Below are 26450 nucleotides of genomic sequence, written 5' to 3'. Positions count from 1 at the left end.
TTTTCACCTCTTATAGGGCTGTAAGAAGCAGCTGATTTATCTGTTCTAATGACATATCACGAGGATTTGTGATCATGCAGGCATCCTCAAGAGCGGTCATCCCTATGGGATCTATCATTTCTTGCGTAATGCCGACATCACTTAAACTCTTGGGAGCCCCTATATCCTGGGATAATTCCCTTACGAAGCTAATGGCTGCCATTCCTGCTTGCTGCTCGGTCAATGCCCGTGTATCGATGCCCATGATGTCGGCAATCTCGCTGAATCGCCTTGGTGAGGCAATTCGATTGAAATCCATGACATGGGGAAGGAGTATCGCATTGATTTCACCATGCGGAAGGAGATACTTGCCGCCTATAGCATGTGAAATGGCATGGGCAGCTCCCAAAATGGCATTGGAAAAAGCCAGTCCAGCCTGCAGGCTCGCCATCGCCATCGCTTTTTTTGCTTCCTCATTATGCCTGGATGCAACAGAGGGGCGTAAGTGGCGGGAAACGATGAAAAGCGCGTTTTTAGCTTGTACATCTGTCAAAGGTGTCGCAGCGATTGAAACATAGGATTCAATGGCGTGGGTTAAAACATCCATTCCCGTAGCTGCGGTCAAATCCGGTCCCAAAGTGGTTAAGGTACCAGGGTCGACTATTGCAATATCGGGGACGAGTGATTTTGAAATGATTGTCATTTTTTTCTCGCGGAATGAATCGACGATCACCGAAAACTGGGATACTTCCGAACCCGATCCTGCAGTGGTCATGATCATCACCATGGGCGGGAGGGGAGAGTGGACTTTATCAACCCCTTCATAATCACTGATGATGCCGCCATTCGTTACTAAAAGGGCAACCCCTTTGGCGACATCCAAAGCACTGCCTCCACCCAACCCGATGATGGCATCACATTCTTGTTCTTTAAATGCCAAACAGCCGGCCTCGATCTCCCTGTCCTTCGGATTGGTCGTCATTTCAATGAAGGTAGCAAAAGCAAGGCCTGCATCTTGGCAGGATTTAATGACTTTATCTAACCAGCCAGCATTGGACACCCCGGAGTCACTTACTATCAGAGCCTTTTTGGCACCCAGCCGCAAGCAGGCCTCGCCAGCTTGTTCAATCGAACCTTTTCCAAAAATCACTTCCGGCATCACGAATTTAGTTATCGACATCTTTGCGCCTTCTCCCTGTAGAAATTCTATCTCTTCTGTATTATTTTCCCGAAAAAGAGCGAAAATCCTGTTTGGATTACAGTTATTTTTATATAATATGACAAAATATCGAATGATAGATAACTTTTGGCACGGGTCAAACCTCCTGTTGATTTCTTGGATTTGTAAATTCGGTACTTTAGACATGCATGAATAGGGATAAACCTACCTAGTTAGTATTTTCTATATATTGTAAAATTATGGAGAAATCTATTAAACTGGGAGGCAATCTATGAAAAAACAATTTCTGTCGGTAACATTAATCGCAGCATTGACACTCGGGACAGCCGGGACAACCACCGCTTTAGCAGCGCCACATTCATCGCCGGTGCTATCAGCGCCATCCACGGACAAGCAAGTCATTAAAAGAATCGATGCCGATAAAATCTACAAGAATATTGAATACCTCTCACAAACACCTCGGGTGGCCGGTACGGATTCTGAGTATAAAGCCGTCCAATTCATCAAAAAGCAATTTCAATCTTATGGCTATAAAGCCGATATTGAAGAGTTCAATTTTTTATCTTATACAGACCCAAATCTGGTCGAGCTGTCCGTTGCCGGATTTGATGGCGAAATCCAAGCGAACCATTTAACCTATTCAGTTAATGGGGACCTATCCGGTGAAGTGGTATATGCCGGTTTAGGAACGAAAGAAGAGCTTGAGGAAACCGATGTTGCAGGGAAGATTGCCCTTATACAAAGAGGCAGCCTCACTTTTGCAGAGAAAGTATTGAATGCAGCGGAAAAAGGGGCAGCGGGTGTCATCCTGTTCAATAATGCCGATGGGGAATTAAATGGGACACTCGGAGGGGCTAATGACAAGTATATTCCATCCGTCACGATCACCAAAAAGGATGGAGAAGCCCTTCTGGAAAAACTGAATGCTGAAGTCAAATTGACAGCATCATTAAAAATTGAAGGAGCCTATTCCGGAGAAAAAACCTCTTATAATGTAGTGGCAACGAAAAAAGCAACAAAGAACATTAAAGCAAAAAAGAACGATATCATTTATATTACTGGCCATCATGATTCCGTCGCAGGTGCACCCGGAGCGAATGATGATGCATCAGGAACATCCGTCACCCTTGAACTTGCCCGTGTTCTGAAGAATCTTCCTACAGATACCGAAATTCGCTTCGTCACCTTTGGGGCAGAGGAAAATGGATTGCTGGGTTCACAGCATTATGTGAGCAATCTCCCTGATGATGATATCAAGCGGATCATTGCCAACTTCAATCTCGATATGGTGGGAAGCAAGGATGCCGGAGATTTGGTCATTTTGACTAATGATGGAGAAATGAACCTTGTAACCGAGCTGGCCCAGGCATCAAGTACAAGACTGAATGGTGAGCCGACTCCATATGGACAAGGCGGGAGAAGTGACCATGTATCCTTTGCTGAGGCTGGGATACCCGCTGCTTTATTCATCCACAGTCCATCAGAGCCTTGGTATCATACTCCTGATGATACCATTGATAAAATCTCAAAAGAAAAGCTTCAGGATGTTGCTGAAATTGTCGGCACCGCTGTATATGACCAAGCTAAAATCGAAGCTAAAAAACCTGATCTCAATCATAAAAAAGGGAAAAAGGTGAAGGCTCCGCATTTATTTAACGAAAAGGAATTCAAATAATGCAGTAAATATTCAGAGGGTGCAGCCTGCACCCTCTCTTTATGTTTAAAAATGGAAAACGAGGGGTAAAAAGTCTAATCTGGAATTGGTGCGTGTGGGATGAATTCCCTAAACATTTAGCATAAATAGCTTATTTATCCCTATTTAACTCTAAGACTATAATCCTTATAATAAAAATTATGAAAAATATGACAGTCTACATAATGGGAATAGTATGTTTGAGGTGATTTTTTAAGTGTATGCAAATTCATTGAGTGAAATACATTCAGCCCTTTCCAGTAAAATGTCCGATGTGAATGAAAAAATCAACCGTTTGGAGCAGGCAAAAAGACAAATCAAAGAAGAACAGAATGCTTGTCTTGGGGAAATCGCTAAAATTAAAAATCCGGACTTGGCAAAAAGCTGGACGGGAAACCGTGCAGAAGACTTTCAAGATGCCCGCAGTGATGCATACAAGGCAATGTCAACGATCATTCATGATAATTATGACGACTATCAAGAGAAAATCGACGGTAAAATCACGCTGCTTAATATAGAGAAAAAGGCTCTTAGTGCAGCAGGTACGATAGCACATGAAGCGGATGTTCTTTTAGGCAAAGGAGAAGCCGTCATAGATCAATTGGAAAGCAAAATATCATATTTAAAAGGGTGGTTGTTTTAATGACGACAATCAAACTGAATCATCCTGCCGTAACGAAGCAAGTCGATCAGGTGAAGACGGCACTTGGTTCAGTCAAGCTTGGAAATTTGCCGGCAGGCGAGCTGGGCAGCAATAAATTGGAATTCACTTCGAAATGGATCGACCGGGAAACGAACCTGGAAAAGGTCTTCGAGCAATATATCAAAATCGTCCAGAAAAATGTGGAAGATACCCGTGCCAACATTGACTTATTAAAAGAACAGGATGAAGCCATCGCCCATACGTCTTCACATGGGTACCCTACGCGATGAAAATATATGAAGCCGAGACATTGACGGCCGCAACCAAGTCGCGCGCCAAGCAATATGAAGAACTAAAGAAGGAAGTCACAGCCCTGAAAAAGGAATTTCAGGGCATCGTCGGCCTGGATAACGAGTTTCAGGGAGCCGGTGCTACCGCCATCAAAAGCTTCTATGAAGCGCAAATCGAGGTGGCGGATGCCTGGATGGAACTATTTACTACCCAAATCAGTTTTTTGGAAGGCATACCGGCCACCCTGGAAGAGGCGGACCTCTCCGGAAATACGGTGGTCGAGGTTCCCTTTTTAGATGGCGAAGTCTCAAACGGAATCAACCAAGCGAAGTCGCTTGTCGATGAACAAGCGAACGATCTCCAAAGGATCCTGAACAGCATTGACGATATCCTGCCTCTTGATATGTTCGACCAAAAGGACTTTAATGAAAAAATCACGCTGGCCGGACAGAGGCTGGATGACACCGTGACAAAGGTCGAGAATGTCGACCGGCAATTGGTCGAGGAATATGATGTGTCCGTCGGGCAGGAAAACGTGGCCGTTGGCCTCTTCCGCGCCTTGCTTGATGCCACCAAACAGGACGGCCACGTTTCGCCGATGACATTCAACCAATCGGCATTCAAAAATAGTGACGTCTATCAAGTGAAGGATGAAGTCGCCGGTCAGATGAAAGACTATCAGACCTTCAAAAAGGAACAAGCAGAAGCCCGGAAAATCGAACAGGAAATGGAAGAACTCGAAAACCGCCCATGGTATGAAAAAGCCTGGGATACGACAAAAACCTTTACAGGGGAATTCACGGGATATTATGATTCAATCAGGGCCTCAACCGGAGTCGATCCAGTAACGGGCCGCAAGCTGTCCGATGCCGAAAGAATCGCCGCCGGCGCCATGGCCGCCGCTGGATTCATCCCCGTCGTCGGCTGGGCCGGCCGGGCCATCAAAGGCGGAAGCGCCCTATACAAAACGGCCAAAGGGCTCAACGCAGCGAACCATGCGCTCGATGCCTATAAAACGACAAAAGGCTTTAGCCTCCTCCAGAAAACCGAATACGGAATATACGGACTCCTCGCAGCCAACGGCCTCGGCGAAGCAGCCACCGGCAAAGACATGTTCGGCAACCAGCTAACCGAGGAACAGCGCCAGAACGGGCTGTTGATGGCACTTGGCATCGGCGGTGTGGCAGGAGCGGCCAAAGTCGCCGATAAAGTAGCGAGTGGTACAAAGTTCGTACCTTACAGTAAGGAATTTGCGCAAAAGCAGGTTCAGAAGGTTCAAGCTACAATAACAGACATAGCGAGATCAGGAAAAACCACGTTAAAAAATATAGGTGAAGCAATCGGTAAAAAAGAAATCCCTAAACGGATAAGTATGGAACAAGTTTCCCTTGCAGGAGGACCAAACCTTCCCCAAGTTCTGATGGAAAAGCAGACAATTAAGGAAGCCTATCAGAAATTTACGGTTAAGGATAGCAAAGTAGAGGGTGTTTCTGGGGAGAAAATTTCTAAGGGTACGGATGATCTTAAGTTTAAGAATGTTGGGGAGTATTTTAATAGTATCAATAATATTGGAAAACGAGATGATTTAACGAGTGAACAGAAGCTTGTAAAGATTCACGAAGCATATGCCGCATTAGAGGTAAAAGGTGATGTTACTGTTGTTAAAGGCACAAAATTCCTTCGTCCAGAAGGGTTTGGTCGAAATGGTAGAATGATTGTGGATTGGCCAGATAAAATGGGGTTTGTAGAAGAATCCATCCAGCCAATTGATAGAAATAGTCCGTTACCAGAAAGATGGGATAGAGTAGGTGGAAAAGGTGGAGAGAATTTCACCACTTTACCTCATAATGGTATTCCATACACATATGATCAACGTGCAATACCGTATATAGAAAACCCTGCTGCAAGGCACGTTGGGCATTTTAATAATGAATCTTATTTTGAATCTATTGATGCAGTCAAAAGTGGAAATCTTGAAGAGTTAAATCGAATTGTAGTGGCCAATGGAAGAACAGCAATTTCTGATTCAGAATTTGCTGATTTTAAGGCTTATTATGACGATTTCCAAGATAGAGTACAAAAATTTATTGGAAATACAGATACTACTTACGGAGTGAAAGGTACTGCTGCTTCCTGGACTAGTAGCTCTACAGGTGAGAAGTTAATGAATGGTGGAGCAGAACAAATTGTAACGCCATTAAATGGTGAGATGCTAGAGATTATAGGAATTATACCTAAATACTAGGAGGGCTAGACGTGACAAAACAAGAGTTCTTAAATAGATATGAAGCTGAAAAACTAAATATTGGTGAATATATTATGGTACTAGATACTATAACGGATGAGTCGCTAGTAATAGGATGTGCACATGATCAAGGAGTCTGGAAAGTTTATAAAACAAGAGAGAGAGGAGGTCACTATATAATTAAAGAAATTGCTAGTGAAAATGAAGCTTTTGATTTTCTTTATGAGTTAATATTAAGTAGACATAACAGAATTAATAATTAAAATTTGCATTAGATGGGAAAGTGTAAAAACACCACTTATTATTCAAGTTATATTTTGCATACAGGAATGACCGAACTTATAGCAAAACATGTAAAGGTAATTGAAAAACAAAGCATATTTGAAGTGTACAAAAAAAAGAAAAGGCCATTTTGAAGAATCGACTCTATGATGGTTGTACCATCAACAGTAGGTGCCATTACGGGAACATTGGCAGGTATGTACTATAAAATGGACGACATTCCTAAAGAATGGCTTGAGAAAATCATCAGAAAAGAAGATATTGATGAATTAATCAACCAATTCCATAGTTTTTGTGCAGATAAAGCCATTAAAGAAAAGTATGGGGCTTGATGTAAATCCCCAATATAAACAAAAAACTCCTATAAAATCCCTTTATAGGTTTTTTTTATGTCCAAAGTTCAGTTTATGCTATGTTAAACGGGAAGCGAAGCAGTTTATTATTGGTGATGGAAAATTAAATAATGGAGTGGGAAAATGATAAGAAAAGGTGAGTATACAATCTATAATGGGAGAGAGTATAGATTCATAGAATCTGATACAGTGGAAGCTATTGAATTAATTAGCAATGATAAAAAAGATATGGAGAATGGCTTTACTTATTATAAAAAAAATATTTACACGAAAATAGTAGGTGTAAATGAAGTTAAAGAATTATATTCTATTAATCCCTATGCTATATATAAGGGAGAGGTGTTTCCAGCATCACAAGAAAGAAAAAACGGAAAAGTATTGTTGGATACAACAAACACTGAACTTGCTAAAAGGATGGGATTTGAACGGACAGATAAATATATGTACTCTAAATCTGTAAAATGGGATGAAGTGGAGATAATCGAGAAGAGGAAACCTTATTCATTAGATTAATTTCTTCATTTCAAACGCGATTATATTTATTGTACTATCCCCTCTAATGAGTTTTGGAACTGTTTTGTTAAGGGTCTCCTTTATAGGCGAGTAGATAGGAAGATGAAATGGATAAGAAAAAGCAGTTAATCGATCAATTAAAAGTTGTGATAAATAATCTTGAAAAAGATTATAGTAATGAAATTACTAGCGGCGTTTTTCAACTTATATATATTAGATATAAGAATGCATTGGATGTAATGGAGAATAATGAAGATATAAGAGAAGTGAATATTATTGGCGGCGTAAGGGCTTATATGGATAGTTATAATGACTATCTAAATCCGTTATTAGGAGAATTACATAAAGCTGAAAAATTAAATAGAGAATTATTCCATGCTTGATAAAGTTTGAAAATAGAGGAACCTATGATAAGAAAAGGAAAGTATGCAATACATAATGGTAGCGAGTATAGTTTTAGTCTACTGGAAGATAAGTCTATAAGGTTAATAAGTAATAAATATGCTGATCTATCTCAAGGTTTCAAACATTAGATGAAAATATCTATATAAAAAATGTTTCTGTAGAAGAGGTAGATTTATTTAAGATAAATTCAAAGGCAATATATAAGGGAGAGGTGTTTCCAGCATCTGAAGAAAGAAGAACTGGAAAAGTATTGTTGGCTACAACAAACACTGAACTTGCTAAAAAGATGGGGTTTGAACGAACAGATAAATATATGTACTCCAAATCCGTGGAATGGGATGAAGTGGAGATAATCGAGGAGAGGAAACCCTATACATTAGATTAATTTCCTGATTTAAAGCGCTACATAAAGTAAAAGCGATTATTTCTTCAAAAAGTGGGTATTAAGAATTAAGCGGTCTTTCATTTAATATCTAGCACTAAGTTTTCTTTATGTTGAATAAGGAGAATTTGGTGGGAGGTGATTAAATGAGGAAGGCCTATGGTATAAAAAGTTTGATGATTTACCTTGAGTCGGTAAATTATCCAATTACCGAAGAGGAAATCAATGATCTAATATTGAATAAAAAGATCCCCCACCTCAGACCCATCGATAATTTGCTGATTTTTAATTTAGATCATATTGATGGCTGGCTTAGTGATCAGCAATCCAACCCTTAGTTAATTGAAGCCTTGCTTTAAGTGGGGCTTTGATTTATATGTGAACCTGTAATCTAAGTTTATTGATAAAAAGGAAAAGCTAGCCGAGGTGTTTCATGAAAACCTTGGCTGGCTTTTTGTTTATCTCTTCATTTTCAGAAAAACGAATCAGCACCAGTTGATTTGGTAACGACTGTATACTGCCGTTATGCCTGAATTATAATAGCTTAAGCAAAGCTTGTGCACCTGTTAGGATAAGCCCTATGATAAAACCACAGACCGCTCCATTCACGCGAATCCATTGTAAATCTTTTCCTACACCGTTTTCCATCATATCAATCAGCGTTTCGTTGTCTAGCTTATCTAAATTTTCTTGTACAAGATTGCCGATCTGAGTATGATTATTTTCAATGAGAACAGTAATTTGTTTCTGTATCCAATGGTCGATGTGCGTGCTATTTTCTTTTATTTTGTCCAGTACGTGATGAATCATTGGAGTCAGATAAGTATCCATGAAATGTTCTTCTTCCACGAAATCCAATGCTTCTTGTTGAATTTGTTGTAGACTTCCCCTTATTGTCGCCTCAGGCTCCCATTTTGTCAGAAGTTGATTTTTCCATTTTTCAACTCTTTCTAACAGTTCCGGGTTATGGTTAATGCCTTGTATCTCTTTCCTGATATATAAGATTAAAGCCTCTCTATTTGGTTCTTCCTCGTTTTGTAAATTATTTACGACACTTAATAACAGGTTTTGGATGATATTCCCAAGTTTTTCTTCGTTAAGTAGGCTTTGAATGGATTTAACGGCAAACTGAAGCATACCTTCCAGTTCAATCTTGCTGAGTACATCCATGGAAACAGTGCCAAGTCGGTGACTGGTTTCTTTTTTTCCTAACCAATCTTCAGCTTTTTTCAAAACATGATCCAAAGCCTTCTTATCAAACTCTTCGTTAAGTAACTCTGAACTTACTAAATGTAGAATCTTGCTCATGTCTATGCTAGAAAGTGATGCTTTAATTTTTTTTGCAACGAAAGGTGTAATCTTTTCTATATCTATATAACCAATCATTTGCTTGATTAGTTTAATCAGGACTTTTCTAAAAGTATCACTTTGAATCTCTTTTACTAAAATAGGGATCAATTTTTCAGTAAAAGGAATATGTTTTACTTTGTCCTGAATACTTTCCTTAGAAAGCCAGTCGTTTTTTAACATCGAAACAAGTGCATTTGTCATTCTTTTACGATTGTTGGGCAAAAGGGCTGTATGGGGGATTGGTAATCCAAGCGGATGGCGGAATAATGCAGTGACTGCAAACCAATCTGCCAATCCGCCGACTAAACCAGCCTCAAACCCTCCATGTAATAAATCTAAAGCCAATGAACCTTGAAATGGAGTGGTTGCAATATAACCCGCCCCCATGATAATTAGTGAATATGTAGCTATTTTTCTTGAAGATTTTATTTTTGGTGACATTATATTCCCTCATCCTTAAAATGATAGTCAATTACTATAACCCGAATCATTAGCAAATTTTATAACTTACTTTCATCTAGTAGTATAGCAGGTAGTTCAAAAAAATAACCACAACAAGGCAGTAAGTTCATTAATTTTGGGCATTGAATATTTGTTATTTTCCCTTGAATGTTCAATCTTCAGATGGTTAATGCACAAAAAAAAGCCGATTCACTCAATCGGCTCAATTTACTAATTTAATTAAGGAGTCAAAAAGCTCTCCGGATTATTTGTTTTGGTTCATCTCCAACATATTATGATGCGTCTGTTTTTATCGAACTATTTTTAACGGTCGCTACTTTTTTCTTATCTTTCATGCGACTGAAAATAAAGGCCAGAACGGAGCCTGATATATTATGCCAAACACTGAAGATGGCACTAGGAACAGCGGCCAAGGGCGAGAAGTGGGCTGTTGCTATGGCTACACCTAAACCAGAGTTCTGCATACCAACCTCCATTGCAACAGCTTTCTGTTTAGCTAAATCCATTCCGCATAAACGAGCAAAGAAAAAGCCCAGTAAAAAGCCAAGAACATTATGAAGAACGACCACTGCAAAAATCAGCAAACCTGTTTTAGCCAGCTGAGCTTGGCTGCCGGCTACTACGGCAGATACGATCAGAACGATAGAAATGACAGATACTAGAGGTAAAGCCTTTGCACCGGCCTCTGCCTGTTTGCCGAAAAACTTTTTAACAATGAAACCAAGCAACAGTGGGATAATCACCACTTGAATGATCGAAATGAATAATGACCCAATACTGATATTGACCCATTTACTTGCCAAGAGCAGAATAAGCAGGGGAGTTACGATAGGCGCTAGAATAGTGGAAACAGAAGCAATGGCAACTGCAAGCGCAACATTTCCTCTCGCAAGAAACACCATGACATTTGAAGCCGTTCCACTAGGGCAACATCCTACCAAAATAACACCAACAGCGACTTCTTTGGGCAAATCGAACCCTATTGCTAATCCGAATGCCAATAAGGGCATAATGATAAAATGACCTGCTACCCCTAGTGCGACCTCTTTCGGACGTCGGAATACTTCTTTAAAATCCGCTGCTGATAATGTAAGTCCCATGCCAAACATGACAATTCCTAGTAATGGAACAATATAGGCTCCAATCCATATAAAATGATTAGGTAAGATATACGCAATAACTGCAAATAAAATGACCCATAAAGTAAACGTTTTACCAGCAAATCCGCTGATTTTCTCTACTACTCCCATAGTGACCTCCTAGATGTTTTAAAATAAAACAATTATAATTTATATTCAGAATATTTAAAACCCTTTTAGGCGATAAAATTGTCAATACGTTTCTAACCAGCCTTTTGGGGAGTTTCATATGGGCAGTCATTAAGGTGATTGTTTGAACTGTATTTCTCAAGCTCTGAAATTTTGAATATGAAGATTAACAAAGAAAAATGCGAAAGTTTTTAGAATTCTGTTCGCTTTTAAAAAATAAGAGGGGTCTGCAAACTATTGGTAAACTAATTATATGGAAAGTAGAGCAGGAATTAGTATTTGTTGTTTTACAGGTTTAATTATTGCTATTGTATGTTTAGCCAAGGCTATAAAAGAATTGGAGATGTGGTTTCTTTGATACATATATTAATTGCGGATGATGATCGGCATATTCGGGAGTTGCTTAAATTTCACTTGGAAAAGGAAGGGTATATGGTATTCGAAGCGAAGGACGGGAATGAAGCTTCCTTGCTACTGGAGAAGGAACGGATCCATCTGGCTGTTGTCGATATTATGATGCCGTATAAAAACGGACTGGATCTTTGTAAGGAAATCCGGGATCAATATGATCTGCCCGTCATTTTATTGACAGCTAAAGATCAACTTATCGATAAGGAAAAGGGGTACTTTGCGGGTACGGATGATTACCTAATAAAGCCGTTTGAGCCAAGGGAACTCCTATTTCGGATAAAAGCGCTATTGCGAAGGTACCGTATGGTGAATTCTGAATCCATCTCATTGAATCAAACTGTGATTGACCGTAAAAGTTATGAAGTGCGAATAAAGGGGAATACGCTGCTCCTGCCGCTTAAGGAATTTGAGCTGCTGGCTCAGCTGGGGAGTTTTCCTGATCAGGTCTTTACTCGTGAGCAGCTTATTGAACTGGTGTGGGGTGCTGATTTTGAAGGGGATGATCGAACGGTTGATGTCCATATTAAACGGTTAAGGGAACGTTTTGCCGGGCGGACCGATGATTTTGTTATAACGACTGTCCGTGGCTTAGGTTATAAACTGGAGGTCAACAAGAAGTGAAAACACTCTATTTCAGGATAGTTATTCAAACCATTTTGATCATGGTGCTTGCCAGTGTCATCGCTTTTTTAATTTCCAATGTCTATTATCATCAGGTTCAAAAACCCTACAATGGTGAGAAGATAAACAAAGTCGCAAGTGAGATCGTCTCCTTATATGAGGAGAATCCTGATCAGGATATTGATGCGTATTTAAACCATATTGCAGGATTGCACTATCAAATGTATCTATTTAATGAGCAGGGTGAAGGAACTTTATATGGTGAGCCGTTTCGGGAAACGAGTTTGGATTCAGACACGATTTCAGGAGTTTTGAACGGGAAAACCTATCAAGGGATAGCTAATTATAATAATGGGCTATTTATTACGGGGTTTTTTGAGGATGTATTAATCAATAGCATTGGGGTCCCAATTAATGTGGATGGCGAGAAATATGCCTTGTTTGTAAGGCCGAATATAGAACTGCAGTTTGGAGAGTTCCGCTTTTACCTTTCTGTTTTGCTCGTACTTACGCTCCTGCTCAGTTTTTTATTTGTTATTATTAACACGCGTTTCATTGTTAAGCCAATTACGAAATTAACAGAAGCCACAAAGAGAATCGCTGATGGGGATTATAGTAGTGAATTGAATGTTACCCGCAGTGATGAAATTGGGGATTTGGCTCAACATTTCTCGAAAATGACTCAAAGCATACAGCGGTTAGATGATATGAGACAGGAATTCGTTTCAAATGTTTCTCATGAAATTCAATCTCCGCTCGCATCTATACAAGGCTTTTCTCAGACCCTTCAATCGGAGGAATTAACAAAGGAACAAAGAAATAAGTACTTGTCTATTATTGAAAAAGAGAGCCGGCGTATGTCCTTGTTGAGTAAACAGCTGCTCATGCTTGCTTCGTTGGATAAAGAAGAAGATCCGCTGCAACGGTCTAGTTTTGATTTAGCACAACAAATAAGGCAAGTGTTGTTCATGCTGGAATGGAATTGGCGGGAAAAAGATATGGTGATCGAAATGGATTTGCCGTCAACCGTCATTTCTGCAGATGAGAAACTTTTAAATCAAGTTTGGACGAATTTGATAACCAATAGCATTAAATACTCGGAAAGCGGCAGTTCGATCAATATTCGGATTAAAAGAATAGGCAGTACTGTTGAAGTGATTATCGCGGATACGGGCATGGGAATTCCAGAAGAAGACCTCCCTTATATCCTTGATCGCTTTTATAAAGTCGACAAAGTGAGGAACAGGAGTGAAACAGGCAGCGGCTTAGGACTTTCGATTATGAAGAAGACGGTTGATCTTCATGGAGGAACGATTGAGGTTCAAAGCGAACTTGGCAAGGGGACCACTTTTTATATCCGGTTGCCCCTTATGTAATCATTCGTTCATCTTCCATTCATATTGATTGATTACAATCAATTCATACCGGTTGAAGTACATCTGAATCGGTAACAAAAGGAATGGGAGATGAAATGATGTTTTTAGCAATACGTGAACTAAAGCATTCAAAGTTACGTTATCTGCTGATTGGACTGATTATGGTATTGGTCGCTTTGCTTGTCTTTATCATTTCAGGATTAGCTAATGGACTTTCTTCAGATAATGCTTCATCCATACAAAATATGAAGGCCGACTATTTCGTTATGGAGCATGACTCTAAAAATAAATTGAACCGATCGATCATATCCATGGAAAAGCTAGATGAAATCCGGGCTTCATCGGATGTTAAAGCAGCCGAAGGACTTGGGCAAATGATGATTACATTGAATAAAGTCGGCTCATCGGAGAAAACGGATGTCACGATTTTTGCGACCGATGCCAGTGGTATTTTAGCACCGAAGGTCATAGAAGGAACGAACTATGACAATAAGAAACAAGGTGAAGTAGTTGCAGATCGTTCTTTAAAAGAAGTGGGTTATAAATTAGGCGATTCACTTAAAGATGATCTATCAGGTAAGGTTTTCACCATTGTTGGTTTTACTGAAAAGCAGTCTTACAGCCATTCACCGGTAGTTTACATGAATGTTAAGGGATGGCAGGAGATTAACCCAGCATTGAAAAATCAAGGGAATGATTCAATCAGTACGATAGCCGTGCAAATGGATTCGAAGGCAGAAGAGAAAGTACGTGAATCATTGCCTGAAGGCCTAACGCTCATTTCGAAAGATGAATCACTTCAGAGTATACCAGGGTTCAAAGAGGAACAGGGTACATTGACGATGATGATTGCCTTCTTGTTTGTCATAGCAGCATTCGTTTTGGCTGTATTCTTTTATGTCATTACCTTACAGAAGACGAATCAATTTGGAGTCCTTAAGGCACTCGGAGCCAATACGGGCTACCTGGCAAAAAGTATCATTGGTCAAGTAATGCTGCTTGCCGTGACATGCATAGCCATCAGTGTTGCACTGACATATGTCGTCACTTTAATCATGCCAGAAGGAATGCCATTTGAATTGAGTACCGACTTGGTCATTAAATATTCCGTGTTACTTTTGGTTGTATCCATATTGGGTTCACTGCTATCACTATACAGAGTAGCGAAGATAGACGCGATCGAAGCAATAGGGAGGGTATCATGATGGGGGATAAACTATTATTTGAAAACGTCAGTAAGATTTATGGGGAAGGCGTTAATAAGGTGACAGCCCTTGATAATATTTCCCTGAATGTGAGAGCGGGGGAATTCGTCGCTATCATGGGTCCTTCAGGCTCAGGAAAAAGTACTTTTCTTTCAATAGCGGGAGCGTTACTATCTCCGAGCGAAGGTCGCTTGCTGCTGAATGATGAAGATATAACAACACTAACACCAAAGGAATTGACTAGAGTTCGCCTTGAAAAAATCGGATTTGTATTCCAATCATCGAATCTTGTGCCATATCTCACCGTACGAGATCAGCTTCTGCTACTTTCTGAACTGATTGGCAAGCGAGATAAAAAAACTGTGAAAAAAGCGGACGAATTGCTTAGCCACCTTGGACTTGGACATCGGGCAGATCACCTGCCAGAAGCACTGTCGGGCGGTGAGCGGCAGCGTGTAGCCATCGCCCGTTCGCTAATGAATGATCCAGAAATCATTTTAGCGGATGAACCGACCGCAAGTCTTGATTCCAAAAGAGGCAGGGATGTTGTTGAAATGCTTGCACATGAGGTGAAATCAAGAAATAAAGCGGCCATCATGGTAACCCACGATGAAAGAATGTTAGATTTATGTGATCGAGTGGTCAATATTACAGATGGCAAGGTATTTGGATGAAGTTATACGTAAAAGGCCGCCGCCTCTCCAAAGGAATTAGGAGTGGCGGCGGCCTGAATTGCTTGAAGGGGAACCTGGTTAATCGACAGTATGCGGTTGGAATACAGTCGTTACTTTATATAAACGATTTGCAATTATGTATAATATTTTGCTTGTATCCCAGATGGTTATCTTCGGATTAATCATGTTTTTTCATTTTAAAAAACAAGCAGTGATAGGTTGCTTTCACACCTGATTCATTTCGGTATTCTGTGTCGTATATGTTGATTAACTCTCGAAAAAAGGAAGGGCGCTGGCAGTAGTTTTCTTTGTTGCTGTTAGCAGCACCAATCTTTTTAATTGAAGTGAAAAATTCACGAACTGTCTGAAAGTACTCCAGTTCAAGCTTTTCTATTTTGGTTATCTCGATTGGAACTGCTGAGGAATAGGGCATTGCTGCTTCACAAACTTGTGATAATTCTTCCAGAGTGTAAAACATTTGGCCTGGTGAACTATCCATGGAAAGCTGAAGCCTTTCTTTCGCATGTTCATATGACCTATGAAGCTCTTGAAAGGTATCTATTCCGAACGTTGAAAATATCAGGCTTCCTTCGGCCGTTAATCGTGTAAACAGTTTTTCAAGGGTTGCAGGAAGAGCATTCAGCCATTGAAACGTTGCATTGGAAATAATCAAGTCGTAATTTTCATTAAGCGCCATTTCTTCAATATCCGTACATAAAAATGTAACACGGTCCTCCTTTGTCATTCCTTTCGCCACTTCAACCATTCCTTGTGCAATATCAACAGCCGTAATGGCGGCATTAGGGAATGTTTTGAGGAGTAACCTGGTTAAGTAACCGGTGCCGCAGCCGATTTCAAGAATATTGATTTTATGATTGGTGTTTTTTTGAGGAAGCAAATCCACTAATTGTTTTGCCATGTTTTTTTGAACATTAGCATACGCATCATATGTTTTCGCGTGTTCACTGAACCGCTTGCTTAACAATCGTTTATCAATCATGAACGTACTCCTTTTGAATAAATGTTTTTATATGCTCCATACATTCCTGTGGTTTTGTGAGAAATGGAATATGGCCAGCACCTTCAATAATATGAAGCTCAGCTTTCCCACCCAGATTTTCTTTAATGAAAGATGAGGCTTCAAGTGGACAAATTTTGTCTTCCCTCCCATGAAGCAATATAAAGGGGGCTTCAATCCGGTCGAGTCTTGCTCTAGCATCTTTCTGAAGTAAATAATCCAGACCAATCAGAAGCGAAAACACATCATCTCCATGAAACTCGCGTTGAATAGTCTTGATGAATTGATGATAAAAACCTGCTTCTTTTTCAGCATCGGAAAACATCGCTTCATAGAAAGAAGTCAAAGTCTTCTCTTTATTGCGCTGCAGTTGTTTCTTCATGCGCTCGACCATTCGTGGATCCCAGCCAAATGAATAATTTTCTCCTGTGGTGAACCGACTTGTTGCGCCAAAAAGGATAAAACCGTTTATTTTTTCTCGATACGAACTTGAAAGTTCAAGTGATACTAGTGATCCTAATGACCAGCTCAGTAAATAAACAGGACCATCGATGGAATCGAATGTGTCTATGACTCGTTCTTCAAAGTCATTTAGTCCTTTCATATCTCTCCAATCTATAAATGAAAGGTGAAATAGTTCTGACAGCGGTTTGATTAACGGTTGAAACGCCTCTTTTTCCATTCCCCAGCCAGGAAGCACGACTAAATTCGGCTGTTTCATTCAACAACACCCATTTCTTTTCCAATGATCGAAACTTTTTCAACTGCCCAATCAAGATCTTTTTTATCGTGGAGAGCTGTTACGGTAAACCGGATTCTCGCTTCATTTTCAGGAACGGTCGGCGGCCTGACAGCAATAGCTGCAATTCCTTCTTTCTGCAAACGTGCGGCAAATTCCATCGCTTTTTCGTTTTCCCCGATGACGATAGGAACAATTTGTGATTGGCTTCCGCAAATATTAAACCCGTAATATGTGAGTTCTTCTCTAAAGTATTCTGAATGTGTTTGGAGCAGTGAGCGGCGTTCTGGTTCTTGCTGTACAAGTTCAATCGCTGTTTTTATAGCACCGAGTATGGCCGGGGGAAGTGCAGTTGAATATATGAATCCGCGCATGCGATTTTTTAAATAGTCGATGAGCCATTTTTTCCCGACAACATAGGCCCCGAATGAACCGAGCGCTTTACTGAATGTTCCCATTTGGATATCTATTTTATTTTGAAGCTGAAGATGACTGGCATAGCCTTCACCATTTTTACCGTAGATACCGCTTCCGTGTGCTTCATCTGTCATTAACAGTGCGTTATAACGTTCCTTTAACCGAACAAGGTCTTCAAGAAAAGCGAAGTCACCATCCATACTGAAGACCGTATCCGTCACGATTAATTTACGTGCTTCAATCGGTGATTTTTTCAAAAATGCTTCTAAATGATCTAAATCATTATGACGATAGCGTATATGCTTTGCACGGCTTAAAAGAGCTCCATCGACAATGCTTGCATGATTCAATTTATCGCTATAAATAATATCGTTACGGGACAGCAGGGTGGAGATTATTCCAAGGTTCGCGTTATATCCACTGTTGATGATGAGTCCTGCTTCGGCTTTCTTCCAATTGACAAGAGCTTGTTCCGCCTGCTCGTAAAGAGGATGATTGCCAACAATTAAACGTGAAGCCGTTGCTCCTGCACCATATGTATGTACTGCATCAACCATAGCCTTTTTCAGCCGCTCATCTCCTGCATATCCTAAATAGTTATTAGAAGCTAGGTTAAGCATCCTGCACCCGTTGATCGTAAGCCAAGGCTGCTCGGCACATACGGTTGATACGAGTTCACGCTTTTGCGAAATCTCTTCTAAATGAGCCAGTTCTTTTTTTATTTTTTCTTCCCAACAAGGTAATTGTTTTTCACTGTGCATGGCCATTCTCCTTTTTATATGTCAACTAAAATTAATATAGGTTAACATATAAAACATTCTAATCATGACTCAATGAAACTGTCAAGCTTTGAAAAGGAGCATGAGAATAAATTAATAATCCATTAATCTCGGAGAAATCAAGGGTCAAAAAAAGCTGGTTGGTTATTTTAATCCAAGCCCGAACATTTAAGGAGAATCGGGCAGCGGCTTTGTTAAGCTAATGTATAAAAAAGCTTAGTGAAATTAGTGACTTTGTATGTATTAAGCTCGTTCATTGAAGATAATCTAACTTCCAAGGTAGTCTTTTTGTTAAACCTTCAAATCTTTGAAGGATTAAATGGAATTCCATGTTACTATAGAGCAGTGAAATTTAACAGAATTCACATTAACCATTACATAAAGGAAGGGTATAAATATGAAAAAGATTTCTTTGGATGTTTTCTTTATATTAATAGGAGCTTTTATTTTCGCTTTGGCAATAAATCTTTTCGTCATTCCCAATGAGCTTGGTGAGGGAGGAGTCACGGGGATAACCATCATTTTGTTTTATCTTTTTGAATGGTCACCAGGGCTGTTAAGTTTGATCATTAACGCTTTCCTGCTCATTGTCGGTTATAAATTTTTGTCGAAATTAACAACGGTATATACAATCGTAGCTGTTGCATTTAATTCACTTTTCCTTCATTTAACCGAAAGTTGGACGATATCTTCAGATGAATTGGTCATCAATGCGATATTTGGCGGGGTTTTTGCCGGTGCAGGAATTGGCATGATCATTCGTGTTGGGGGCACTACTGCCGGTACGACGATCCTGGCCCGAATTACGAATAAGTATTTGGGATGGAGCTTAAGCTATGGACTTCTGTTTTTCGATTTAATCGTTGCGTTCTCATCTTATTTCATCATTGGTGCAGAAGGTCTGATGCTCACTATCCTTATGCTTTATATTGGAACAAAAACGATGGAATTCATCATTGAGGGATTGAACCCGAAAAAAGCGATTACCATCATTTCAAAAGAAGCGGACCAGATTGCAAAGCAAGTAACCGAATTGATGGACCGGGGTGTCACTGTTTTTAGCGGCCATGGATACTATACAAAGGCATCCAAGGATATTTTATATATCGTTATAAGTAAGCAAGAGGTGCTAAAGTTAAAGAGAATAGTGCAGTCAACGGATAGCAATGCTTTTATAGCCATACATGACGTTCGGGACGTATTTGGTGAAGGATTCCTGGATATCTCGAAGTCCTGATGCTAATAAGGTATAAGCGAAATGAAAAGGCCTAATAGGCTTTTTTATTTTGCACTGCAAAAAATCTGTAAATTCCGAATAATTTGTTATATTATGTAAGTAAGAAACCACACACCCTGAGGAGTGCAGCCATTAAATGTGGAGGTGTCCAAGATGATCCTTTTAAAAGTGGATGACAGAAAGTTTGGGAAAAGCAATATCAAGTACAGTGTCGTTGATAAGGAAACGAATGAATTGATCATTAGCGGTGTGTTTAAGGAATTTGGACAAGCAAGCGATAAATATTATGAATTGAAGGATGAATACGGTCCTTCCAATGTGAAGATGATATTGAAGTGAAAAGAGGGGGACCGACGGGTTTCCCTTTTTTCGTATAATGCCAGGAATGAAAATGGCCCGTACAATAAATAATCGGATAAAGGAATAATCAAAGGTTTCTGAATCATATAATTAGATTAAGAGAGTTCTTAACATCCTTTTTTTACAATATACTACAATTTTATTGTAAAGTATGGAATTTGGTGGTAATATAAAGCGCATAAATGTAAACGTTTGCAACATTTTTTTGTGAGGAGGTGATGTAAAAGAAGTACGCTAGACTATAAATTTTATAGAATGAATGGCTTTTATTTTACTAATTTTATGCAAACGTTTTCTTAAAATTGCATGAATATTATGAGAAAAAGGGAGAGTGGGTAGGCATGAGGCGTAAAAAATGGTACGGGGGAATTCTTACTGTTTTATTAATTTTTAGTGTGATTTTGGCTGGATGCTCTTCTTCAACTGGCGGAAACAGCGACTCAAAGGATGTCGTGACGCTCGATATATTTCAATTCAAGGTAGAATTCAAGTCACAATTCGAGACATTGGCTAAACAATATGAAAAAGAAAATCCAAATGTGAAGATCAAGGTATCGACAGTCGGCGGCGGAAATGATTATAAATCTGCCATAACGGCAAAGTTCGCTTCAGGTGAGGAGCCAGCGGTTTTTAACATTGGCGGACCGGTAGATGTCGCACAATATAAAGATAGATTAACAGATTTAAAGGACACGAAGGCTGCTGCTGCAGCGCTTGACGGTACTTTGGATGGCGTGGAAGAGGACGGGCAAGTCCTTGGACTTCCATTTAACCAGGAAGGATACGGCTTGATTTATAACAAACGAATATTTAAAGAAGCCGGAATTAATCCTGATGAAATTACAAGTTATGAAGCCTTAGAGGCGGTAGTTAAGAAAATCGATTCACAAAAAGACAAATTGAAGATCGATGCAGTTTTCGCATATCCGGTAAAAGAGAAGTGGGTGACAGGAAACCATTTATCCAATGTATTCTTATCACCGGAGTTTGATGGGAATGTGTTAGAAGCAAGTAAAGCACCAACGGTTAAATTCACGGATGGTGACAAGTTTAAACAATTGGTCGATATCCAAAATGAGTATTCCGTCCAGCCGACAGCAAGTCTTGATTACTCCCAACAAGTGGAGGAGCTGTTCTCGCTTGAAAAGGTTGCGATCATTCAGCAAGGTAACTGGGTGTATAACACAGTCTATGATATGGACCCTGAGTTAGCTGAAAAGGGAATTGGCATCATCCCGATTCCAAATGGAGACAATGCAGGCATGCCGGTCGGTGTACCGAACTATTGGGCCGTGAACAAGAAATCGGATGAAAAGGTACAGGAAGCAGCGAAGAAGTTCCTCGACTGGATGTATACATCCGAAGCAGGGAAAAAAGCCGTTTTGGAAGATTTTAAATTCATTCCTGCTTATGAAGGATATGATGTAGAAAAAATTGCCGATCCAATTTCAAAAGAAATTTATAAATACTCCCAAGAAGGAAATACGATTGGGTGGGTGTTTAATGGATATCCGGTCGGTTGGAATGATGATCTTGGTGCAAGTGTCCAAAAATACGTAACTGGTAAATTGACTTGGGAGGAACTTGTCCAACAGAACATTGAAAATTGGGAGAAGATTCATAGCAAATAAGTGTTGGGAAATGCAAGTGACCAATCGGCATGAAAAATGTGTCGATTGGTTGTTCCTTATTATAGAAAAGCCGCTGAGGGAATTTACCTCAACAAGGGATTCAGCAAATAACACAGTCATGATCTAAACCCATTAACTATTAAATCATTTCAAGGAGGTCGGTTTCGTTGAGAAATCGGGATGCCGCATATTGGCTGTTTTTGACACCTGTTCTTGCTGCACTCATTTTGGTTGTGATCGTGCCGCTCATCTACGGATTTTATTATTCCTTTACGAACTGGAACGGTTTAGGGACTCCGGATTTCATTGGTCTTAAGAATTATATGGACTTGTTTACGGATAAAGGGTTCCTTGATACATTTTGGTTCACCATTAAATTTTCCGTAGCGGCAATTGTAGTTATCAATATCATCGGATTAAGTTTGGCCCTCATCGTGACTTCGAAAATTAAATCAAGCAACATATTGCGGACAGTTTTCTTTATGCCCAATTTAATTGGCGGCTTGATTCTCGGCTTTATTTGGCAGTTCATTTTTATTAAGGTCTTCGGTGCGATTGGTGATTTGACTGGGATCGAAGCATTTAATGGATGGTTATCAACGACAGATACAGGTTTTTGGGGATTGATCATTTTAACGTCTTGGCAGATGGCCGGATATATCATGATCATTTATATTGCCTATCTGCAGGCTGTTCCTGAAGACTTGATAGAAGCGGCAAAAATTGACGGAGCGAACAGCTTCCAGCGTTTTCGCCATATAACTTTTCCACTAGTGGCACCTGCTTTTACCGTCAGTTTGTTTTTGACGCTTTCCCACTCGTTCAAAATCTATGATCAAAATCTTTCTTTGACGAATGGAGCTCCCTATAATTCAACTGAAATGGTTGCGATGAACATTGTAAAATCCGCCTTCACCGAAAACGATATGGCATATGCACAGGCAAAAGCAGTTATCTTTTTCGTAATCGTGGCGGTCGTTTCGCTGACACAAGTCTATTTCAATAAAAAACGGGAGGTTGAGCTGTAATGAGGGGAAAATGGAAATTGTGGCTGATTGGATTCATCGGATTCATTTTGGCCATATTATGGCTCACTCCGTTTTATTTAATGCTTGTCAATGCTTTTAAAATGAAACGGGATATATTTGCCGATACACTGGGACTGCCTGAAACCTGGACATTCGAAAACTTCACTCAAGCTTTCGAGCAATTGGATTTCCTCCGGACTTTATTCAATTCTTTATTGATATCGGGCGTCAGTGTAGTCATCATCATCATCTTTTCTGCGATGGCAGCATACGCTCTTTCCCGAAACAAAAGTAAAATAAGTTCCCTGCTTTTCTTTGTGTTTGTAGCAGCCATGCTGATCCCGTTTCAGTCTGTGATGATACCGCTCGTTGCACAATTCGGACAGCTGGGGATGTTGAACAAGGCCGGACTGATTTTCATGTATTTAGGTTTTGGCTGCAGTCTTTCCATATTCCTTTATCATGGTACTTTAAAAGGGATTCCCCTCTCACTTGATGAGGCAGCAAAGATTGATGGTGCAAACCGCTTTCAAGTATTTTGGTATATCATATTTCCATTATTAAAACCGATGTCCATTACAGTTGGGATCTTAAATGTCATTTGGATATGGAACGACTATTTGCTGCCATCCCTTGTTATTGGCGGCGCAGGATCGGAGACCATCCCACTTAAATTATTCTTCTTTTTCGGTCAATATACGAAGCAATGGCATCTTGCCTTGGCTGGACTTACTTTATCTATCATTCCAGTCATCATTGCGTACTTTTTTGCTCAGAGGCAAATTATCAAAGGAATTGCAGATGGAGCAGTTAAATAACTATTTAAATATAGGGAATATTAAACCATGTGCGGTGAACGGGGAGTGTTGATGAATTTGTCTGTTACTATAAAAGACGTTGCCAAAAAAGCAAATGTCGCTCCATCAACGGTATCGCGTGTAATCCATAACAGCCCGACAATCAGTGAAAAGACAAAGCGTAAAGTACGCAAGGTATTAAAGGAAATGGGCTATCATATGAATGAAAATGCCCGGAACTTAGTTACGAAGTCAACTAAGGCCATTGGGATCGTCATGAAAAGTTCGGCAAGGGAATCACTTTATAATCCCTTTTTTCCAGAAGTGATCCGAGGCATCGGGGATTTCTGTAATAAAGAAGGGTACAGTCTTTCCTTGACAACCGGCGAGACGGAGGATGCGATCTTTGAGGATGTCGTGAAAATGGTTCAGGGCAGAAGAGTGGATGGCATGATTGTTTTGTACTCTAAAAAGGACGATAAAGTGGTGCCGTATTTATTAAAGCAGGGCTTCCCGTTCGTTTTGATCGGGAAGCCAAGTACGAACATGAGCGGAATCACGTTCATTGATAACGATAATGTTCAAGCGGCCAGGGAAGTATCGGAGTTTGTAATAAGTCTTGGACATGAGCGAATCGCCTTTTTAGGGGGCAGTCCCGAGTTTGAGGTGATCCAGGACCGCTTGACAGGTTTTGAACAAGCGATGGAACAGGCCGGGCTGGATGTGCGACAGGAATATATCAAATTGATTCCTTTAAATCGAACGGATGGAATAAAGGCCATTGACGAATTGCTGGAATTGAAAGAGGCACCAACCGCATTTTTGGTTATGGATCTTTTATTGGGTGTTCTCTTGCTTGGAGTGTTAGCTGAAAAGAACTTGAAAGTGCCACAGCAAATAAGCGTCGTCTGTTTTAACCACTCAGAATTCATAGAATTTTTAAGTACGCCGCTGACAACGGTTGATATCCATACGTATCAGTTAGGGTATGAGGCGGCAAAATGCGTGTTCGATCTAATTGCAAATCCGGAAATGATGGAAAAGAGTATCAGTATTCCTACCAAAATCATAAAGCGGGAGTCGCATTTTGTTGCCGAAAAGGAAATTAAATGAAAAATGTAGAAATGTTTTACCAATTAAAGCTTGATTTTTGCTAACATAAATTTACAATATAGATTATCACTATTATTTTTGAAAATTCATACTTACTGAAGTCAATAAGTATGTTCTTATATTTTGATCACACCTAACGCAAACGTTTGCGTTACGGATAAAGAGGTAATAGTTAAACATGCAAAGCAAGTTGCCGTGAAATGAATCTTGAATGGAGGAGGTTGTTCATGAGAGTCCTGGTATGGAATGAGTATCGCCACGAGAAAACAAAGCCTGAAGTAGCCGAAGTATACCCAGATGGTATCCATGGTGCAATTGCCGGCTTTTTACAAAGTGAGCAGGTCGAGGTGAGGACCGCTACTCTCGATGAAGAAGAGCATGGATTAACCGAAGAAGCACTGGAACGAACCGATGTACTTCTTTGGTGGGGGCATGTTGCACATGATGAAGTTCAGGATGAAATCATTGCAAGGGTCCACAAGCGAGTACTCGAGGGCATGGGTCTCATCGTCCTCCATTCCGGTCATTTTTCAAAAATCTTCAAACGACTTATGGGCACGACTTGCGATTTGAAATGGCGGGTCGCGGATGAAAAGGAACGGCTTTGGGTTGTCGATCCCAGTCATCCTATCGTTGATGGTATCGGAGAATATATAGAGCTTGAGAAGGAAGAGATGTACGGGGAACATTTTGATATTCCTGCACCAGATCAATTAATATTCGTCAGTTGGTTTGAAGGCGGGGAGATATTCAGAAGCGGCTGCACGTACCAGCGGGGAAAAGGGAAGATTTTCTATTTCCGTCCAGGTCATGAAACATATCCTACTTTCCATAATCCGGAGATTCAACGAGTAATTAAGAATGCTGTTGATTGGGTCAAGCCGGAATCTGGAATCGTAACGAACTATGGGAAAGCCGAACCGTTGGAATCCATCTCAGGCAAAGAGATGAAGTGAAGGAGAGAACAAAATGGGCAAAGTGAAGGTAGGAGTCATTGGATGCGGGAGTATCGCAAAAAACAGGCATTTTCCGGAGTATGATGCACATCAGGAAACGGAGATCATTGCCGTTTGTGATATTGTGCAGGACCGGGCGAATGCAGCAGCACAAAGGTATGGCGCCCAAGCATATACTGATTATATAGAACTTTTGAAGAATGAGGAGATTGAAGCGATCAGTGTATGTACACCGAATTACCTGCATGCACGCATCACGGTTGAGGCCTTGGAAGCTGGTAAGCATGTCCTTTGTGAGAAACCAATGGCTACTTCTTTGGTGGACGCTGAAAAAATGAATGCAGCAGCAGCGAAAAGCGGCAAAATACTAATGATTGGTCATAATCAGCGTTTTGTTCCTTCTCATCAAAAAGCGAAACAGCTTATTGAGAGCGGGGAGCTAGGGAAGGTCTATAGCTTCCGGACGGCTTTTGGACATTCCGGGCCGGAAACCTGGAGCGTGGACGGACTGGAAAGCTGGTTTTTTAAGAAGGATCAGGCAGTCATTGGTGCAATGGGCGATTTAGGCGTTCATAAAGCTGATTTATTACGGTATATTCTTGGAGAAGAATTTGTTGAAGTAGGAGCCTTTGTGGAAACGACTGCCAAGAAAAATACAGACGTTGATGACAGTGCGGCCTGTATCCTCCGGACGGAGAGCGGTATCATCGGAACTCTTACCGCCAGCTGGTCTTATGCAAAAGAAGACAATGCTACGGTCATTTATGCGGAAAAAGCGGTATTGCGCCTTGAAGACGATCCGAAATACTCACTGATCATCCATCATGATAATGGAAAGACAGAAACCATCCAATTAGGAAGCATCCAGACTAATGACTCAGAAGGACAGCATGATTCCGAAGTGATCAGCCACTTTGTAAAATGTGTGGTGGACAATGAGGAGCCTCTTGTCTCAGGAGTTGAAGGATTAAAATCATTAAAAGTCATTCTTGGCGCGATGGAATCAAATGCATCCCGAAAAATCATCCGCTTATAAAGGGGT

At 40.3% G+C, this 26450-nt stretch carries 28 protein-coding genes; 22 read left to right on the top strand and 6 right to left on the bottom strand.

The window, feature by feature from the left end:
• Positions 1-10: 10 nt before the first annotated feature.
• Positions 11-1159 (bottom strand): iron-containing alcohol dehydrogenase, encoded by a 1149-nt coding sequence (locus V3595_RS23945; RefSeq protein WP_485910130.1) that lies wholly within the window; start codon positions 1157-1159, stop codon positions 11-13.
• A gap of 271 nt (positions 1160-1430) precedes the next feature.
• On the opposite strand from V3595_RS23945, the gene V3595_RS23940 reads away from it, so the two are divergent.
• From V3595_RS23940 to V3595_RS23895, 10 genes are all read left to right on the top strand, one after another.
• Positions 1431-2834, top strand: coding sequence for a M28 family peptidase (locus tag V3595_RS23940; protein ID WP_485910128.1), 1404 nt, complete (start codon positions 1431-1433; stop codon positions 2832-2834).
• Between the two features lie 235 nt (positions 2835-3069).
• On the top strand, positions 3070-3495 hold the full coding sequence (locus tag V3595_RS23935) for a YwqH-like family protein (protein ID WP_485910126.1): 426 nt from the start codon (positions 3070-3072) through the stop codon (positions 3493-3495).
• Complete coding sequence (locus V3595_RS23930) at positions 3495-3785, top strand: YwqI/YxiC family protein (RefSeq protein ID WP_485910124.1); 291 nt, start codon at positions 3495-3497, stop codon at positions 3783-3785. Before V3595_RS23935 ends, V3595_RS23930 begins: the two co-directional genes overlap by 1 nt.
• Entirely contained in the window at positions 3782-6031 is a 2250-nt protein-coding gene (locus V3595_RS23925; protein WP_485910122.1) for a ribonuclease YeeF family protein, read from the top strand. Before V3595_RS23930 ends, V3595_RS23925 begins: the two co-directional genes overlap by 4 nt.
• An 11-nt stretch (positions 6032-6042) precedes the next feature.
• The gene (locus V3595_RS23920; RefSeq protein WP_053533616.1) at positions 6043-6294 is read left to right on the top strand and encodes a hypothetical protein; all 252 of its coding nucleotides are present in this window, start codon (positions 6043-6045) and stop codon (positions 6292-6294) included.
• A gap of 165 nt (positions 6295-6459) precedes the next feature.
• Positions 6460-6645, top strand: coding sequence for a hypothetical protein (locus tag V3595_RS23915; protein ID WP_350445741.1), 186 nt, complete (start codon positions 6460-6462; stop codon positions 6643-6645).
• 144 nt (positions 6646-6789) lie between these two features.
• Positions 6790-7179 (top strand): hypothetical protein, encoded by a 390-nt coding sequence (locus V3595_RS23910; protein WP_485910120.1) that lies wholly within the window; start codon positions 6790-6792, stop codon positions 7177-7179.
• 107 nt (positions 7180-7286) lie between these two features.
• Positions 7287-7562 (top strand): hypothetical protein, encoded by a 276-nt coding sequence (locus tag V3595_RS23905; RefSeq protein WP_072272337.1) that lies wholly within the window; start codon positions 7287-7289, stop codon positions 7560-7562.
• Positions 7563-7795: 233 nt separating this feature from the next.
• On the top strand, positions 7796-7969 hold the full coding sequence (locus V3595_RS23900; protein ID WP_485910118.1) for a hypothetical protein: 174 nt from the start codon (positions 7796-7798) through the stop codon (positions 7967-7969).
• A gap of 143 nt (positions 7970-8112) precedes the next feature.
• On the top strand, positions 8113-8304 hold the full coding sequence (locus V3595_RS23895) for a hypothetical protein (RefSeq protein WP_057278530.1): 192 nt from the start codon (positions 8113-8115) through the stop codon (positions 8302-8304).
• A 196-nt stretch (positions 8305-8500) separates the two neighbouring features.
• Here V3595_RS23895 and V3595_RS23890 read toward each other — a convergent pair whose 3' ends face one another.
• Positions 8501-9757 (bottom strand): DUF445 domain-containing protein, encoded by a 1257-nt coding sequence (locus tag V3595_RS23890; protein WP_485910115.1) that lies wholly within the window; start codon positions 9755-9757, stop codon positions 8501-8503.
• Between the two features lie 293 nt (positions 9758-10050).
• Entirely contained in the window at positions 10051-11028 is a 978-nt protein-coding gene (locus tag V3595_RS23885; RefSeq protein WP_485910113.1) for a bile acid:sodium symporter family protein, read from the bottom strand.
• Positions 11029-11400: 372 nt separating this feature from the next.
• Here V3595_RS23885 and V3595_RS23880 point away from each other — a divergent pair, with 372 nt between their 5' ends.
• From V3595_RS23880 to V3595_RS23865, 4 genes are all read left to right on the top strand, one after another.
• Complete coding sequence (locus V3595_RS23880; RefSeq protein WP_485910111.1) at positions 11401-12078, top strand: response regulator transcription factor; 678 nt, start codon at positions 11401-11403, stop codon at positions 12076-12078.
• Positions 12075-13454 (top strand): sensor histidine kinase, encoded by a 1380-nt coding sequence (locus V3595_RS23875; RefSeq protein WP_485910109.1) that lies wholly within the window; start codon positions 12075-12077, stop codon positions 13452-13454. The genes V3595_RS23880 and V3595_RS23875 overlap by 4 nt, the downstream gene beginning before the upstream one ends.
• A 98-nt stretch (positions 13455-13552) precedes the next feature.
• Complete coding sequence (locus V3595_RS23870; RefSeq protein WP_485910107.1) at positions 13553-14659, top strand: ABC transporter permease; 1107 nt, start codon at positions 13553-13555, stop codon at positions 14657-14659.
• Positions 14656-15333 (top strand): ABC transporter ATP-binding protein, encoded by a 678-nt coding sequence (locus V3595_RS23865; protein WP_485910105.1) that lies wholly within the window; start codon positions 14656-14658, stop codon positions 15331-15333. Before V3595_RS23870 ends, V3595_RS23865 begins: the two co-directional genes overlap by 4 nt.
• Before the next feature lie 178 nt (positions 15334-15511).
• Here V3595_RS23865 and bioC read toward each other — a convergent pair whose 3' ends face one another.
• From bioC to bioF, 3 genes are read right to left on the bottom strand one after another with little or no spacing between them, the layout of a single operon-like run.
• Entirely contained in the window at positions 15512-16333 is an 822-nt protein-coding gene (gene bioC / locus V3595_RS23860) for a malonyl-ACP O-methyltransferase BioC (protein WP_485910103.1), read from the bottom strand.
• The gene (locus V3595_RS23855) at positions 16326-17072 is read right to left on the bottom strand and encodes an alpha/beta fold hydrolase (RefSeq protein WP_485910101.1); all 747 of its coding nucleotides are present in this window, start codon (positions 17070-17072) and stop codon (positions 16326-16328) included. The genes bioC and V3595_RS23855 overlap by 8 nt, the downstream gene beginning before the upstream one ends.
• Positions 17069-18268: an 8-amino-7-oxononanoate synthase gene (bioF, locus tag V3595_RS23850; RefSeq protein WP_485910099.1), complete on the bottom strand. Its 1200-nt coding sequence runs from the start codon at positions 18266-18268 to the stop codon at positions 17069-17071. Before bioF ends, V3595_RS23855 begins: the two co-directional genes overlap by 4 nt.
• A 415-nt stretch (positions 18269-18683) precedes the next feature.
• Between bioF and V3595_RS23845 the strand changes: the two genes are divergently transcribed.
• The 8 genes from V3595_RS23845 to V3595_RS23810 all read left to right on the top strand — a co-directional run bounded on the left by V3595_RS23845 (position 18684) and on the right by V3595_RS23810 (position 26444).
• The gene (locus tag V3595_RS23845) at positions 18684-19523 is read left to right on the top strand and encodes a YitT family protein (protein ID WP_101224964.1); all 840 of its coding nucleotides are present in this window, start codon (positions 18684-18686) and stop codon (positions 19521-19523) included.
• A 153-nt stretch (positions 19524-19676) separates the two neighbouring features.
• On the top strand, positions 19677-19862 hold the full coding sequence (locus V3595_RS23840) for a hypothetical protein (RefSeq protein ID WP_034305959.1): 186 nt from the start codon (positions 19677-19679) through the stop codon (positions 19860-19862).
• A 362-nt stretch (positions 19863-20224) separates the two neighbouring features.
• Complete coding sequence (locus V3595_RS23835; RefSeq protein WP_485910097.1) at positions 20225-21514, top strand: ABC transporter substrate-binding protein; 1290 nt, start codon at positions 20225-20227, stop codon at positions 21512-21514.
• A gap of 167 nt (positions 21515-21681) precedes the next feature.
• Positions 21682-22542 carry a carbohydrate ABC transporter permease gene (locus tag V3595_RS23830; protein WP_076370709.1) on the top strand — a complete coding sequence of 287 codons (861 nt, stop codon included), beginning with the start codon at positions 21682-21684 and terminating at the stop codon, positions 22540-22542.
• A complete protein-coding gene (locus V3595_RS23825; RefSeq protein ID WP_101224962.1) occupies positions 22542-23360 on the top strand; it encodes a carbohydrate ABC transporter permease in 819 nt (272 codons plus the stop codon). Before V3595_RS23830 ends, V3595_RS23825 begins: the two co-directional genes overlap by 1 nt.
• Before the next feature lie 57 nt (positions 23361-23417).
• Positions 23418-24452 carry a LacI family DNA-binding transcriptional regulator gene (locus tag V3595_RS23820; protein ID WP_485910095.1) on the top strand — a complete coding sequence of 345 codons (1035 nt, stop codon included), beginning with the start codon at positions 23418-23420 and terminating at the stop codon, positions 24450-24452.
• A gap of 227 nt (positions 24453-24679) precedes the next feature.
• Positions 24680-25408 carry a ThuA domain-containing protein gene (locus V3595_RS23815; protein ID WP_485910093.1) on the top strand — a complete coding sequence of 243 codons (729 nt, stop codon included), beginning with the start codon at positions 24680-24682 and terminating at the stop codon, positions 25406-25408.
• Between the two features lie 13 nt (positions 25409-25421).
• On the top strand, positions 25422-26444 hold the full coding sequence (locus tag V3595_RS23810; RefSeq protein WP_485910091.1) for a Gfo/Idh/MocA family protein: 1023 nt from the start codon (positions 25422-25424) through the stop codon (positions 26442-26444).
• Positions 26445-26450: the final 6 nt, after the last annotated feature.

It is taken from the genome of Bacillus sp. CFBP9009 (assembly GCF_036541465.1).
Classification (GTDB): domain Bacteria; phylum Bacillota; class Bacilli; order Bacillales; family DSM-1321; genus Peribacillus.
Note: the sequence above shows the minus strand (reverse complement) of the source record. Positions and strands in the feature narration are given on the sequence as shown.